12 protein-coding genes are annotated in these 14,855 nt (G+C 44.2%); 7 read left to right on the top strand and 5 right to left on the bottom strand.

Annotation, left to right across the window (positions count from 1 at the left end):
• Positions 1-86: 86 nt before the first annotated feature.
• Positions 87-371 carry a hypothetical protein gene (locus tag AC5FX6_RS11165; RefSeq protein ID WP_493597133.1) on the bottom strand — a complete coding sequence of 95 codons (285 nt, stop codon included), beginning with the start codon at positions 369-371 and terminating at the stop codon, positions 87-89.
• Between the two features lie 270 nt (positions 372-641).
• Positions 642-1,085, bottom strand: coding sequence for a hypothetical protein (locus AC5FX6_RS11160; protein WP_493597132.1), 444 nt, complete (start codon positions 1,083-1,085; stop codon positions 642-644).
• Positions 1,086-1,653: 568 nt separating this feature from the next.
• Here AC5FX6_RS11160 and AC5FX6_RS11155 point away from each other — a divergent pair.
• Together AC5FX6_RS11155 and AC5FX6_RS11150 are read left to right on the top strand one after the other, a co-directional pair.
• Positions 1,654-3,177: an AAA family ATPase gene (locus AC5FX6_RS11155; protein ID WP_493597131.1), complete on the top strand. Its 1,524-nt coding sequence runs from the start codon at positions 1,654-1,656 to the stop codon at positions 3,175-3,177.
• A 116-nt stretch (positions 3,178-3,293) separates the two neighbouring features.
• Complete coding sequence (locus tag AC5FX6_RS11150; RefSeq protein ID WP_493597130.1) at positions 3,294-4,721, top strand: LlaJI family restriction endonuclease; 1,428 nt, start codon at positions 3,294-3,296, stop codon at positions 4,719-4,721.
• 86 nt (positions 4,722-4,807) lie between these two features.
• Here AC5FX6_RS11150 and AC5FX6_RS11145 read toward each other — a convergent pair whose 3' ends face one another.
• The 3 genes from AC5FX6_RS11145 to AC5FX6_RS11135 all read right to left on the bottom strand — a co-directional run bounded on the left by AC5FX6_RS11145 (position 4,808) and on the right by AC5FX6_RS11135 (position 7,674).
• Entirely contained in the window at positions 4,808-6,028 is a 1,221-nt protein-coding gene (locus tag AC5FX6_RS11145) for a DNA cytosine methyltransferase (protein WP_493597129.1), read from the bottom strand.
• Positions 6,025-7,086: a DNA cytosine methyltransferase gene (locus AC5FX6_RS11140; protein WP_493597128.1), complete on the bottom strand. Its 1,062-nt coding sequence runs from the start codon at positions 7,084-7,086 to the stop codon at positions 6,025-6,027. The genes AC5FX6_RS11145 and AC5FX6_RS11140 overlap by 4 nt, the downstream gene beginning before the upstream one ends.
• A 177-nt stretch (positions 7,087-7,263) precedes the next feature.
• Complete coding sequence (locus tag AC5FX6_RS11135; protein WP_493597127.1) at positions 7,264-7,674, bottom strand: very short patch repair endonuclease; 411 nt, start codon at positions 7,672-7,674, stop codon at positions 7,264-7,266.
• Positions 7,675-7,720: 46 nt separating this feature from the next.
• On the opposite strand from AC5FX6_RS11135, the gene AC5FX6_RS11130 reads away from it, so the two are divergent.
• The 5 genes from AC5FX6_RS11130 to AC5FX6_RS11110 all read left to right on the top strand — a co-directional run bounded on the left by AC5FX6_RS11130 (position 7,721) and on the right by AC5FX6_RS11110 (position 14,855).
• Positions 7,721-7,936, top strand: coding sequence for a hypothetical protein (locus AC5FX6_RS11130; protein ID WP_493597126.1), 216 nt, complete (start codon positions 7,721-7,723; stop codon positions 7,934-7,936).
• A 314-nt stretch (positions 7,937-8,250) separates the two neighbouring features.
• Entirely contained in the window at positions 8,251-9,072 is an 822-nt protein-coding gene (locus AC5FX6_RS11125) for a hypothetical protein (RefSeq protein WP_493597125.1), read from the top strand.
• A 500-nt stretch (positions 9,073-9,572) separates the two neighbouring features.
• Positions 9,573-10,901, top strand: a complete 1,329-nt coding sequence (locus tag AC5FX6_RS11120) for a hypothetical protein (protein WP_493597124.1) — start codon at positions 9,573-9,575, stop codon at positions 10,899-10,901.
• Positions 10,874-11,548, top strand: coding sequence for a condensin complex protein MksE (locus tag AC5FX6_RS11115; RefSeq protein WP_493597123.1), 675 nt, complete (start codon positions 10,874-10,876; stop codon positions 11,546-11,548). The genes AC5FX6_RS11120 and AC5FX6_RS11115 overlap by 28 nt, the downstream gene beginning before the upstream one ends.
• Positions 11,538-14,855, top strand: a complete 3,318-nt coding sequence (locus tag AC5FX6_RS11110) for a hypothetical protein (RefSeq protein ID WP_493597122.1) — start codon at positions 11,538-11,540, stop codon at positions 14,853-14,855. The genes AC5FX6_RS11115 and AC5FX6_RS11110 overlap by 11 nt, the downstream gene beginning before the upstream one ends.

Raw genomic sequence — 14,855 nt, 5'->3', positions numbered from 1 at the left:
TGCTCTTCTCTCTGAGGTACTTCGGCTGCCTGACTGAATTAAGTATTATAAGCGAACAGTTGCAAAATGCGGCTGTGGCAGCATTGCTACAGCCGATTTGTTTTTCTTTCCAGCCTGGCCCGGGCACCCTGAAGTCCCTTTCTCATAGCCTCGATGAAATCCTCTCTGAATGTCAAGTCTCTATGACCCAGAAAAGGGAGCACGGCTCTGCCCGCCTGGTACAGGTCTTCATCAGTGACGGAGTCAATATGCCTGTCAAAGTCTATGCTATACTGATTGAGCGCCAGGTTACTGTCCAGTTCATTGCCTGCATCAGAGTCCGTGTTTCTTACATCTATTCCGGATTCCTTTAAAATTTCATAGAACGTCATAATGTCTGTATAAGGTTGAAAAGTAAAAGCAGACCGCAGAGTTCCGGGACCAAAACCATGCAGCCCTGCATGTAACAGCTTAAAGATGCGGTTCCGGCAGACTGCAGAATTAAAAGATAACCCGAAGTTTATGTTTACCCTCAGAAAAGGCTCCTGTTCGGCTGACTTGCCGGCTTCCGGAAATTAAAAGCTGCTGCTGCTCACTGAATCCCTGCCGGCCTGATTCGTGTTTACTGTCCTCCAGGCTTTCCTGGTTTTTAACTGCAGCCGCTATACGCGGAAATCCAGAAAGTAGGTGTCAGGACCTGTCTGCGTAATATCAACTGTGGTTCTTCCGTACTGCTCCAGGTCCTCCTTCGTTATTGGTCGATTATCCGTAATTCCGAGTCTTCGCCTGAAGTAAGTGCCCAACGTATCCTTATTGGGATATGATGCGATATTTTTCGGGTAATCCTGTCCGTCCCTTATATCAGTTACAGTCCCTTCGAATCTGCCCTGCATTGTCGTGCCGTCATCCCAGTTAAAGGTCAGAACCGGGTTATGAGCGGTCTTCGGCGGAAAAACCCCGGGGTTCCTGCGTATTGTGTCCAGGTGCAGCGGTATATAGGCATCCAGCACACGGGTATGATTACGTGAATTGGCACCCCAGTTCAGTCCTCCTGTTCTGTGCATATTGCCTGTTTTTGTAAGTAAAGTCAGTCTTACTGTGGTCATTTTATCGGTTTAATTATGTAAATATCTATACAGAGCGTATCAACCGCACCATCCCGTTCTGGTGATAGTATTTTCCCTCATTCAGACCGGTCCCCGTATCGCAGTGGAGTTCAGATTTTCCGGTCGGTCACTCTGGGGCTGAGCTGTTCACCATATGCGAAGCGGCAGGATGAATAAGCCCGTGTTCACTCCTGTCCAGGTGAGCGGCCACAGTCTTTCACGGAAATTTAAAGGTTTTTCCTGTTCTGTCAAAATACACTTTCATGGGATTTTTCACAGGCTCCCGGAAGACTTTCCGATCACATACGGAGTGCAAATCCGGCAGTCCGGCATACTCACTCGTGTGTGTTGCATTCTGACCGTTTTCACTGCAGGTTTACAGTACGGGACCCACTGCCGGAAACTTTAGCGGTATACCCTGAAGTCTCCGGAAATTCTGCTGGTCAAAATGACAGTTATGAAATAAGTATCAGGAATAGTAGATTTACTTTTCATAGTATGCCCCTGCTGCTCTTCACGCATTGAGGACATATGCTGTAACCTTAAATATACCACACACACAATAACCATGCTCTACTTAAAACGGTTTACTTCACAGGATTATCGTCCGGGAGGGGGAGGCAGTAATACACTGATAGCCAGTAAAGTGCTGGCTTATGACTTCTTTCCCGCACCGAAGCCTTATCCTGGAAATCATGACCTGAGATTTATTTCCCCGGCCCTTGATACGGTACTTCAGTTCGGGTATAATGGCTCCGCTGAATCTGAAGTCAGGATAAAGAATTTTGCCGAGGTGATCAGGGCAGAGGGGGGCGGTGTCGGCGATATAGGTATTTTTCAGAAAAGCCCGGATCAGGAAAACACCTATCAGGTGACGATTATCAGGCAGTCAGGTCCTGATTACTCTTTCTTTGCCCGGTTACTGGGTTCCAAAAATCATCTTGTAACTGAAACCGTGTCGGAAGAGGAGGAATCCCCTGGCGCTTCCGGCGAAATTCCGCACCCTTTTAACTGGTTAATATACGGTGCACCCGGTACAGGCAAAAGCAGGTTCCTTGATAAAAAATCAGCCGGACTTTTTACTTATAAAAGACGGATCACCTTTTACCCTGATTACAGTTATTCAAAATTTGTAGGAAGCTATAAGCCTTCAGTTTTTTATAAAAGTTCCTCTTCCCCAGGTGCTTTCCACGAAACCAAGGCGGACTCAGCCCCTCATCCGGATGGGATCAGGAATGAGCCCGTGATTGATTACTCATTTGTCCCCGGACCTTTTATGGAGACGCTGACAGCTGCGTACAGAGGCCTGAGCACCGGGGAGAAATTTCTGTTAATCATAGAAGAGCTGAACAGAGCCAATGCAGCTTCGGTTTTCGGAGAAGTCTTCCAGCTGCTTGACCGGAAGGATGGGAAAAGTGAATACAGAGTCAGGCTGTCCGGTGAGGCGATGCTTTATGTGACTGAAGTGCTGGCCGGGGAAGCATTTGATGTACTCCGGGAGGATATCAGAAACAACGGCCTTTACATTCCATCCAATCTGTATATATGGGCTACTATGAACAGTGCGGATCAGGGAGTTTTTCCGCTTGATGCAGCCTTTAAAAGAAGGTGGACACCACATTTTATGCCTCTGGAAGAGAATGAAAGCAAAGCACCTGTAACTTACCTGCGGTTCGGGGGTAAGTCTTATCACTGGAATTCACTGAGAAAGGCCATCAACAGGTACCTGACCGGCAATGCAAAAGTGGCGGAGGATCGGCTGATCGCCCCCTTTTTTATAGGGAACGAGGAGCTGTCTGATGCAGAGAAGCTTAATGACACTTTTAAGAACAAGATTCTGCTTTACCTGAAAGATGATGTGCTGAGACATAAGAAAGGTTTTTTCAGACCGGAAATCTCTACCTTTTCAGCAATTCACGAGAACTTTTCATTCCATACAGACGCATCCAGGAGCTATGACTTCTTCGGTATTCTTACGCCTGCTGCAGCTGATTTTCTGCAAACGGAGTATGACAGCTGCTATGAGACCTACAGGGCCGGGGAAAATCCGGAAGAAACGTCAGGGGACGACGTTATGGCGAATGAGGCTTAACTGTCCGGTGAAAGTGATACGGCAGGCATACCGCAGCAGGCGTTCTGCTGAAACTGATTCTTCTGAAGGGCAGTCTGCACTATTTTAATTCATTATCATTTACATGATCAGAACTGATGGAACATGCCGGATTAACCGTCTTCTTTGAAGTGCTGGAAGAGTGGTCAGCTGAGAAGATTAAGGACCTGCTGGGAGAACTCTATGGGATATTTAAAACCCGGGGCCTGATCAAAAGGAAAGCGAACCGGGATACCTTCAGCTTTGACTTTGCGGGGTTTGCCGTTAACAGAGACAGAATGGTTATCGTCCTTCCGAAATACCTGCACACAGAATATGCTGCCATCACTTCACGGTCTGCACAGGATGAATGGAAATCCAGGCAGGCCAGAAAGCTGCTGAGCCTTTTAAAAAGGCACGAGGAGGAATCCGAGCGGGAAAACCGGATTGATGTGCAGCGATCCGATTTTTTCAATGAATCCTCGAATGGCTATACAAATGAAATACAGATAGCCGAGTTCATTCTGAAAGATTACCAGGAAAACGGCTTGTGGTCCTACCAGGCCAGGGCTGTATTGCCGGACAGGGACGGAGAAGTGGACTGGGCTCTGACAGTATCTGATACAGAAGCTGTTGTCAGCAGAGGTATACCCTATTATTTTGATACTTATTCCAGTATAACGCAATCAGTTACAGAAAGCATTATTACTGATATTCATAAATATGCCATTGACTACAGTAATCAGCGTTATGCGTTTCTGCTGGGGGTGGAGCTGGATGAGGATCAGGGCTCAAAGGCACTGGAGGATATAGGTGACAGCTCATTCCTGCTTTATATCCTGGAGAAACAGCTTCGGGTGACATTCGTGGAACGTGAGATTCTTCTGCTCAGATATCTGGCTGAGCTGATTGAGATGAATTCCGGAGAGTCAGAAGAGTGTTTCTCCCTTTACGGAAGGAGAGACTTTGAAGTAGTCTGGGAAAATGCACTTCAGTATCTGTTTAAACACGAGGAATATTTACGCAGGAAGTACTTTCCCCTTCCGGAGTGGTATGATCATAACTCCGGAACGATACTGAAGGTAAGTATCAGTGATACACTGAAACCTGACATACTGAGAGAGTTCAGGGACAGTACGGGTGATGAGCGGATACTGGTGCTTGATGCCAAGTACTATCTGCTGAATTATGATCATCGCTCCACCTTTCCGGGAGTAGGTGATATAGTGAAGCAGTATTTCTATGAAGCCGTATTAATGCGGACCCCTATAAACTTTGCTTCAGCAGAAGTCATCAATGCACTTGTTTTCCCCCGGTCAGGAAACTCTTCCGGAAAGCACTTCCCGGTAGGTGGGCATGTAAAACTGGATAATGATTTATTCAGTATCGCAGTACGGGGAACAGTAAAGAACAAGCCCATCCTGGTTCTGTATTTCGAGCCCGAGTACGTATTTGACCGCTATGTGAACACGGAGCAGTTTTCCGATGCTGAGATCCACCAGCTAACGGATAGCTGCAGGATGTACCTGGAGGATATCCTGGCCTGATCCTTGAAGTTTAATTCGCAGACCCTGTCTGCCTGTAATACCCGCTTCGAGTTCTGCAGCTTTGATGACAGGACCTTAATAAAATCCTAAAAGTACTTTTCAATGAATATGCGCAGGGCTCCGGCTATTTTCTCAGCCAGAACAGGAGGTACGGCGTTTCCTATCATTTTAAACTGATCCCCCATACTGCCCAGGAACTCATATTCATCATCAAAGCCCTGCAGCCTTGCTGCCTCTCTTGGCGTGATGCTTCTGGCCTGCGCCGGATCAGGGTGTATATGCCTTAATCCGTCCTTGTACAGATGCGCAGGAATGGTATTACTGGGCTTTTCAAAATCCAGGACATGATACTTGTGAAACCTTGAGGTTTTTCCGGTCTTTTCATAATATAGCTCTATCAGCGCCGCTGAAGACGGATATCTGACCGATCCGTTCAGCTTGTCCTCGGCTATTTCCCTGAATATGTCCTGATCTCTTACGGAGTGGAATCTCGGTATGTGATTCATGATGCTCATACCATTGCATGAATGGGACATTTTTCGGCCATTCGTTTTTTCCTGATCAGTCAGTGGTTCCAGCACAGGTAAGTCCAGAAGAGCATCTTTTACAGTGACTTTTCTCTTTACCCTGAAGGCAGGCAGAATAGAAGAGTAGAAATCATGGAGGGCCAGTGTGGGATCGGATTTAATCTGAGCCTTATTTACCCCGATGATGATCACTCTTTTCCTGTTCTGCGGCACGCCATAATCAGCTGCATTCAACAGGGCATACTTTCTGAGGTTGCCAATCATTTCATAGCCGGCTGCTTCAAAACTGCTGTGGATGCGATTAATGATGGGTACTCCTCCCGGTTTTGCACTCAGGATTCCCTCAACATTTTCGAATACGAATACCTTTGGTCTGAAGAACTTGACAACCTCCATATAACTTTCAAAAAGAAAGTTTCTGTAGTCGTCGTGCATGCCCTTTTCATCTCTTACACGCCCTGCGATAGAATACGCCTGGCATGGAGGTCCTCCTATGACAACATCCACAGTTCTGCTGCCGACCAGTTGCTTTAAACCTATATGGGAGCCGAACCTGGCATCATCCTGCCAGCCATTGATCAGCTCATCTGTCCGCTGGATATCGAACCTCAGGACAATTTCATGAGCGTCAGGACGATTATACCTGGTGGCTAACCTCCTGATCAGTGTCTGGCAGGGCTGGTATTCCCACTCAACAAGACCTAATGATCTGTAGCCGGACTTCTCAAACCCGTCAGTAAGCCCCCCGCAGCCTGCAAATAAATCTATAGAGTTAATCATGAGATAAACTTAAGAAGCTGTTGTCCGATAACCTTTCCTAAAAGAGGAGGCACAGCATTGCCTACCTGCTTATTCTGCTTGGTTCTGGGGCCAATGAATTTAAATGAATCGGGGAATGACTGCAGCCTTGCATTCTCTCTGACTGTAGGAACCCGGTGCCACCTGTAATGGAAATGATTTCTGTGGCCGGTATCAATTGTCTTTGAAGGCTTCTGGCTGTGGTACCTGGTCCAGGCCTCATTAAATTTCCTTGAATCACCGACTCCCGGAGGCAGGTCTTTATGGTTTCCGCCTTCAGGAACCTGCGAAATAACGCTTATTACATGTTCTGTATGTTTTGTAGAGACATGGTTGTACAATGTTTTGTCTCCGTTCCGCATTAATTTCTGATACCCGCTGAATGATGGTATTTCATATAGCATTTCTTCGGCACCGACCTCATTTTCAAGTGAAGGGAGGTCTCCGATAGCCTGTTCACAGGTCACATAGGTGTCAGGAGTATGTGTCGGCTCAGGAAACACAAAAGTGCCCAGCTCCTGTTTCAGTGCCACGAAGAATACCCTTCTGCGAATCTGAGGAACTCCATAGTCTGGAGCAAATACCTGCTTATGTACAATTGTGTAGCCTAGTTTCTCACAGAGCCTGTAAATCTCATTCTTGGCTTTTCCGCCATACAGGTTGGCAATACCGGGGACATTCTCAATTATGATAGCCTTCGGCTGAAGCTTCTCTGCAAGCTCAAACACTGAGTAAAAAAGCGTATTTCGCTTATCATCCTCCTTCCTGGTGCCTGTAAGCGAGAAGCCCTGGCAGGGAGGCCCGCCGATTATCACATCCAGGGTTTCTCCGTTGACCTCCTCAATTATTCTATCAATTGAAACCTCTTCATGCAAATCCAGTAAGAGACCTTTGGATGAATCGTGGTTGAATTCAAAGGTCTTCAATGCAGTTTCATCATTATCAACACCCAGCAGAACACGAAAACCTGCCTGCTGAAACCCATAAGAAAACCCCCCGCACCCTGAGAACAAATCAATTGCTGTAAACTTTCTTTCCATTTGGAACTAAACCTGTACTATTATAAAACTCTATTTTAATGGTAGTCTAAAGAAGCGTGCAGATGCCTTTTATGCAAATATACACTATAGTGATAACAAATATACATTCCCTGTTACTGATAATACCGATGACATCTGTTTATTCTGAATTGTCTATATTCCACGAAAATAACTGATTCAGATTAGCTCCAAAAGATTGTTTAGAGTTGTTTCTCTATTATGTTTTTTTAATTCACATTCCCAGATAGTTAGCACTTTCCATCCCAGGCTTTCAAGTGCTTTGGTATTCCTGATGTCTCTTTCCGTGTTCTTATTTAACTTGTCAAGCCACCATTCCGTCCTGGTTTTAGGTATAACAGAATATTTACATCCCTCATGGCAGTGCCAGAAGCATCCATGGACCTGAACGATGGTTTTGTGTTTTGGTAAAACAATGTCCGGTTTACCCGGCAGCTTTTTATCATGCAGCCGGTATCTATAACCTTTAGAGAAAAGAAATTTGCGAACAATCAATTCAGGGCTGGTGTCTTTTCCCTTTATTTTTGACATGTTGTATCTTCTGGTTTCCTTTGAGTGAACATCTGCCATAGGTTCTGAACCAAATTGCCTAATTTAGTAACTTTAACGAAGAATCATGATTAAAGCGTACAAAGTCAATATTATCAGGGAACCCGGGCCCGATCCTCTGACCGGCGAGTTATATCCATTTGAGCATGAGGAGCTCATAATAGATGCGACGTCAGTGAGAAGTGCTTATGTTACTGCTTGCACACTCTTTAGAATGAAGGTCAGAGGTCAATTACTTAGGTTCTTCATTGATGGCGTTGAATACCTTGATGAGGGGTTTTGAGTATAGTATACGCTGAACAGGGCAGACGATACAGGTATTCTGCCCCGGAAGATCAGGTAAGGGCCGAGGCGTATCTAATACTTGTCCTGGAGTACAATTACGAACCCCACAGAATCAGTTTAGAAGTCATTGTGCTACAAAGAACGACTAGCTATTTAGCCAATATTGTAAAGGAGTTTGAGGAATGGTCCTAGGCTAAAATACTTAGATGTTCTTGACCTCTTAAAGTTTTATGAGGGTTGAACTAGCATGTGGTGGGTTCGCAGTAATACAGAAAGTCTAATCCCTTTTATTTCAATTCATATTTACCTTTAATGGAAAGAAAGACGAAAGTAGCCAGTATTCTAGAGAATGGACAGTGGTTACTCTGGACTGGCATCCTGTTCTGCCTTTCATCGCCACTGCTTTTTACCTTGCCTCTGGGTTGGATTGACTTTACAGAAACAGGTAACATAGGAGACACGATCGGTGGGATATCGGCACCATTCATCAATATCATGGGATCGATCCTGATTTTTCTGGCTCTTAAAGCTCAGATAAAGGCCAACACCATGATGCAGCAGCAATTGAAGAGTCAGGAACAGGCCAGAATGCAGGAAAATGAAAGCAGGCAGCTTTATCTATTCTATACAAATTTAAAAAGCAGTATTGAAGGGTTTAAATATTCCACCTTAGACACATGGTTGCTGGGAGAGCAGGAGCGTATTGAGTTGAGCGGCAGTGAAGCTATTTATAAGCTGTTTCAGGACTTTTACTGTGACTTTCATGCCGATGAATACGAAATAGAGCGTAATCCTAAAATTACAGAGATCGTGAGTATGCTTGAAATCTGCGATACGTTGCTTTCCAGAATTCAAGCATCGGATTTACCCGACAGAGATACGCTTTGGACGTTAACAAGTCATCAGTTCCTTTACAGAATATTTCCAAGGATGAGAGCTGAGTACCCCGATGGCCTCGAAACTTACTACTGCGGGAGTTGCAAGAAAAATCATGGGCTGCCCGCAAGGCTATGCAAGTTGATTTTTGACATCAACAGTAAGCTGGAGAAAGGATTAGCTGCGGTAAACTCAGATGGTACTATTGCCCTTGCTCCTTTAAACGGAAGTAATTCTCCTGAACTGCAACCAGTTTAATTATTTCGTACCCACCCCTTGTCGATAGAAGCACTTTTATCTGATTAACTAAGCGTGGCACTGACTTTAGCGAAATTATTGTTTAGTTAACCTGGCACCTGGTGCAGCCCATATGTCATAAACATGCTAGCGCGATAGCGTTCAGCGTCATCGACTCCTATTGCAGGGGAATCCTGCACGCACATCCGCGCATGTGCATTACCCTATCTCCATCCCAAGTGTGGGGGAAGCTGGGACAAAGCCTTTGTATTGTTTCTCTGTTGCCTTTAATAAGACTGAAGTCTCATAGAACACTGCCATTAATCCTATAAAAACCTTCAACGAAATATTTTACATGTTTGCATTGAACAGGTGAACATGCAGTGACTTTCAGATTTTAACTCATCCTATAATTACTTAATTTAATTACAGTATACAGGCCGGTTTAATAATTCCTTCTCTTCAATTGGTATAGAATAAATGGTATATTAGCTGATTATAGTGCTAAGGTTCCGAACTAGATGGATGGATTCAATTTATATAGAGAAGCAAGAGATTTTTATGATCGCCTGATTCCTGAAAAATCTGATGGGTTAATCCTGTTGTCTCTATTTGATAAATTCGGGGAAGGAGACTTCAAGGAAGACGAGATTATTCGAATCATCAACAAAACATTAAAGGATTTTGGGCATGTTTCATCCAGGGTGGAGTATGAACGCAACAATAACATTATCCTTAGACTTCAGGACTTTTTTCTGTGGCGTGACGAAATCAAGAAAGTATATCGCTTTAAGCCATACGGGATTGAGTTCTGTAAGAGAACTTGCAAGCGACTAGAGGGCAGTTATAGCCCCGCTAAAATCAAACGCTGGTTTGATGACTTATATAACAGGCTGCAAGAGGCAATCAACGAGGAGGGGGGCTTTAGGCAATGGGTAGAAGATCACTTTGAACCGCGCCATACCACTCTTGGTGAGCAAGTCGAAATTCTGGACCAGCAGGTAAATGAAGCAGTAAAAGACTTTAAGTGGCAATTAAAGCATACCAAAGAAAAAGGCAATATTATTCAGACGATTCAGGGGATTGAGATGGGGCTGGATGTAATCAAACAGCAGGCTACCGAACTCAAGAAGGCTTTTCATACCACTTACGAGATTGATGACGCACTGACCCAGATTTTGGAAGAGCAGGAAGCAAGCTCATACTTAAGTGACATAAAGAGAGTACGAGACTTTAATGACCATGTCCGCTCCCACCTTGAACAAGTGAGCAACCGCATAGAAAAGATCAAGCCTCGGGTACGGGAATTTATTTACGATTTCAATCAACGCGATTTCGATAGAAAAACAGAGCAGTTTCTAGATTTACTCTTCACTTATTCTAAGTATACAAGAGCTGGGGGCAAAAAAATGCTTGAACTTCCCGACTGCGTCCCTTTACGAAAAATAGCAGATAGCCAAACTTTACCACATTTTACCATTGTGCCACTACGGGAAATCGGGCCTAAGCTCCCTGTTGAGTTTCCTGTGCGAACGATTGATCATAGCAAGCGAGCCCTTTTAGTGAACAAGGCAAAAGCCTGGAAATATGAAAAAGACAGAGTCGTACACTGGGCAACGTTTGCACTTGAAAAAATTGAAAAAAACGGATCGTTGGATTTCTCCCCTCTCTTTTTCAGAATATTGAGGGAGGAGCACAACAATCTTTCGATCGCTGTGAAAACAGCGCACCGGCTATTAAAGATTAGTTTGAAAAATAAAGGCTTTAAGGTTCAGATACAACAAGAAGCATTTAAGGAAAGTACTACCCCAAATATTTCTTTATGGAGAATGAAGATAACCAAACTGTAACCCGTGTAGACTTCTTGAAAGATAAAAAGGTTGAACAGGTTTTCGCTAAGGTAGATTATCTGCTTAGGAGTGGGGTGCATATCCAGCATGATTACCCATTGCCTGGAGAACTATTCCGCTTTGTAGACCGGAATTTTGATAGCCTGAGACTTTATTATCAGGAACTGTTCCAAGTTAAATTGGATAAGGGAGGAGGGGAATTCAGGAGTTATTTCTATATCGATTTTGAAGAAGGAAACCGCGGTCACATTCATGAGAGTCACAGGGAATACCTAAAAACGGAATATGTGATTATAGGAATGCTTTTTTTTAAGCTTTTTAAGCTCGACGGTAATATTGAGCTGGACAGGGTCTCTGACTTCATAGCTCTTCTGTTTTCAGAATACGAAGAAGAAAAAGCTGCACTGATGAGGCTTTTAGCGGATGCCATGACTGACAAAAATTCGGATCTTACAGATCAGCGGGTAGGGCATGTCATTGCAAAGGCATTTAATAAGTTCAATGATCTGGGATGGATTGCGTGGGAAGATGAACAGGAAAAGGACCGCTTTCGGTATTTACCCTCATTTGAGAGACTACGCCTGCTATATCAACCCCAGATTCTGGGCATTGGCGAGCTAATAAAGAAACTTGAAGATGAAAAGTAGTTTTCCTAGGATATACAGTTTGTCAACCATTGGAATCAAGCAGCACTTTAACTGCGATTACCTATTCCATCCCAACCGTACAGACTTCAGTGGCGAGAGCGGCAGCGGTAAAAGTATGGTGGCAGATATGATTCAGCTTATACTTGTGGGCTCTCGCTTGTTTAAGTCTTCCACTGACAGCAACAAAGTGCGCGACCCCAAGGGAATGGTACTGGAGCCAGGAGGCCGGCAACATGGGATTTGGTATGTTTTTCTGAATATTGAGACTCACTACAACAAGTATATCGTTTTAGGCGCGTATATCGAAAGTTCCCATAACAAAGTACAAGCCTTTATGATACAGGCTGGATATGACTGGGAGGAGCAGCTCACCCCGCTATCCAAGCCTATTTTTTATCGGGACCTTTTATTAGGCGAAAAGATACTACCGATTGGAGCACTGGAGGAGCAGCTGTCAGAAGTGCGATTAAAGCAGCTGTCCTGGAAGGCATACCATCAGATACTCTATAGCCAGGAGTTGTTGGCACTTGATCTAACGAAAGACAAAACGCTGGAAAGCTTTGCCAGCATACTCAGGTCTTTCTCAAGAGGCAAGGGGTTCAAGACGGATTCAACTGCTTTGAAAAAGTTTCTCTTTGGTGATGATGACCAAATCAAGCTGATGCAGAAGTACCGTGATGAAGTGCAGGCGATTAACAATGATTTTCACGAGCACCAACGGTATTTGGCAGAGATTAAGCTGATCAACGATAAGCAAAGGCTTATTGAGGATATCATCCGGCTAAACACAGAATATGCATTAAAACAGCGTGAATATATCACGAGCAAATGCTGGTATTGGCAGCGACTGAGTCATGAATACAAACGTGAACTTGAGATTGCCACGGCCGAATTCAACAGTAGTAACATTAAGCACAAATTGCTTATTAGGAGGGAGGCAAGGCTGGAAGTTGCCTCTTTGCGCAACCTTATGGAGTTGAAAGAGCGACTTGATAGCCTGGAAGAGGCAAGTTCGCTCTCAGCCTCATGTGCGGATGAAACTGTTAAACGATTTCAAAAAGCCAGCGCCAACAAGACCGATGCTGACAAAGTGGAACGTTGGGTGATCAATCATGACAATAGCATCGACAATGTAAAATTATGGTACAGGGCTGAGCGTAATAAGGTTTCTCAGCGAGATACTCTTAATCGTTTTATTAGGCACATGGAGGCAAAAGGGCAACTGCGTGCTTTTGAAGCTTCCGCGTGGTGTACGGATTTTGAAATGAAGCGTGGCCGGTATACCAATGAGCAACTACAAGTAAGTGATACGCTTAAGGCGTTAACTACACTTTCTAAATTCTCCAATTTACATGATCCAGAATCACTCGCAGTTTGGGCAAAAGACAATCTGACTTTCCCGATATCGCACGAGGCAGAAAGTGTCCTGGTTTATTTCCAGGGGTATCCACGTGAGGAACCGGAGCCAATTCAATATAAACGATATCTGCCATTTCCAGATGATTTGTTTGACAAGCTTCAATTAGAGCACCAGGCGGGAAATGGGTTTTGGATTAATTTGGGGGGAGTGTACGAATTCATTGAGTACACAGAAAGTCGCCTGCTTAATGCAACTGATGCAGAAGAATTATTCGCAGAGCTCTTAGAGCTAAATAGCGGACTTAAGGAGCGAATTAGAGTTTTGACAGAGCAGAAAGAAGCGGAAACTAAGCTGAAAGCAGCTCTTGATGATTTTGGAGGACTGGAAGAGGTGGTGCAATTATATAGCAACAGAGGCGCTCTGTTGAATTATTCACCAGCGGATGTTACATTCTTGTCGGATGAGGAGTTCAACCGGCATGTCGAGCTTTATCAAGATAGAGATAAGATCCTCAGTGAATTCAAATTTGCGAAAAATGAATATGATCATCTGATTGCCATGCAATCAGATGAAGCGTCAAGGATGGAGGTTATCAAAAATGAAATAAAGCATACGCTAAAACATTTCAATCTTCAGACATTTGAAGAGCAAGAAGTTCATTCCCTTCTTCAGAGAAGGGAAGCTACTATGGAAGCAGCTGAAATAGAGTTGGAAGGTCTTGCAGCAGTTACGACGATACAGCATCTAGAAAAGGCATTAATACCGGCTGAGGCGGAACTTGTCCACATATTACAGCTGAAAGCTGATTATGCGAAAGAACATGCTGATATGCATAGAGAAAAGGGTGCATTAGAGGGGCTAGCGTCTAAGGCTAGAGATGCTTTCCAGCAATCAATGCAGCATTACCTGATAGCTCTCCAGGAGGATTTCGATTTAGCAAAGCCATTCGATGTTGAATCAGATCCAGATGAGGGCGAACATAGTTTAAAGGAACAATACACAGCGGCTAAATTGGAATTCCAAGCCAAATACAACCTGATCAAGGAGTCTCTGGAAGACGCAAATCAATTGGACAGTTATTCTGTAGGCATGTTAGCTTACAAGCTACTTCCCACTGTTTTTGAGAGCTCGAGCATTGACCTAAATTTGGTAAATGAAAGAATCGCTGAGCGACTGAGTAAATTAACACATGATATCCATGAGATCGGTTCAAGAAAAATAGAGATCCTCAAAGCTGTTTTTACTGAGGTACACAGAACGTATAATCAGTACCTTGAGAAGATACAAGGGATTGATACTTACCTGAAAAACAAAAATCATTTAATTACCGGAGGAAACCGCGCCTCACTCAAGCACAGGAAATCAATCGATTACCCAGACAGGTGGATGGCTCCTTTTCGCAGGCAATTGGACGATGCATTAATGAATTTCGGACTGTTTGAAAACCTCAAGGAGGAAGTGGATATCAATAACATGATGCTGAAGGCATTTCAGGCGGCTGGAGGAAGTAACAAAGTTAGCCCTGAAGATTTACTGAATCCCAAATCCTATTTTGACTTAGACTTTGACCTGAAGCTTGATAGCGGGGCGTCCAATGCAGGAAGCCAGGGACAAACCTATACGGCCAACGCACTGCTCGGATTGGCAAGACTGTCATTGATTGAATCGGAAAAAAGGAAGGGGCTCCGTATCATGCCCATAGACGAAGCGGAAGGATTGGGCAGTAATTATGACATGTTGCACAGGTTGGCAAAACAGGAAAATTATCAAATTGTCTCCATGTCTATAGAAACTGCAGGCGACATTCTGGAAGGAGAGCAATACATTTACATCATGAACGAAAACAATCTGGCAGACGAGTCCAGCTATGTTCCTCCCCTGGGTATATTCACAGGCGGTGATCCAGTTGAAAATATTGATTTGTCCATCTATCAGAATGAGGTATAG

The organism is Pontibacter sp. LHS2 (genome assembly GCF_058932845.1).
The sequence above is the reverse complement of the archived record's forward strand: the minus strand, read 5'-3'. Positions and strand labels throughout refer to the sequence as shown.

Coding starts and splice junctions, on each gene's coding strand:
- AC5FX6_RS11145 (WP_493597129.1), bottom strand. CDS start 6,028: ATGATTAACTCTATAGATTTATTTGCAGGCTGCGGGGGGCTTACTGAC.
- AC5FX6_RS11130 (WP_493597126.1), top strand. CDS start 7,721: ATGATTAAAGCGTACAAAGTCAATATTATCAGGGAACCCGGGCCCGAT.
- AC5FX6_RS11150 (WP_493597130.1), top strand. CDS start 3,294: ATGGAACATGCCGGATTAACCGTCTTCTTTGAAGTGCTGGAAGAGTGG.
- AC5FX6_RS11110 (WP_493597122.1), top strand. CDS start 11,538: ATGAAAAGTAGTTTTCCTAGGATATACAGTTTGTCAACCATTGGAATC.
- AC5FX6_RS11115 (WP_493597123.1), top strand. CDS start 10,874: ATGGAGAATGAAGATAACCAAACTGTAACCCGTGTAGACTTCTTGAAA.
- AC5FX6_RS11120 (WP_493597124.1), top strand. CDS start 9,573: ATGGATGGATTCAATTTATATAGAGAAGCAAGAGATTTTTATGATCGC.
- AC5FX6_RS11135 (WP_493597127.1), bottom strand. CDS start 7,674: ATGGCAGATGTTCACTCAAAGGAAACCAGAAGATACAACATGTCAAAA.
- AC5FX6_RS11125 (WP_493597125.1), top strand. CDS start 8,251: ATGGAAAGAAAGACGAAAGTAGCCAGTATTCTAGAGAATGGACAGTGG.
- AC5FX6_RS11160 (WP_493597132.1), bottom strand. CDS start 1,085: ATGACCACAGTAAGACTGACTTTACTTACAAAAACAGGCAATATGCAC.
- AC5FX6_RS11155 (WP_493597131.1), top strand. CDS start 1,654: ATGCTCTACTTAAAACGGTTTACTTCACAGGATTATCGTCCGGGAGGG.
- AC5FX6_RS11165 (WP_493597133.1), bottom strand. CDS start 371: ATGACGTTCTATGAAATTTTAAAGGAATCCGGAATAGATGTAAGAAAC.
- AC5FX6_RS11140 (WP_493597128.1), bottom strand. CDS start 7,086: ATGGAAAGAAAGTTTACAGCAATTGATTTGTTCTCAGGGTGCGGGGGG.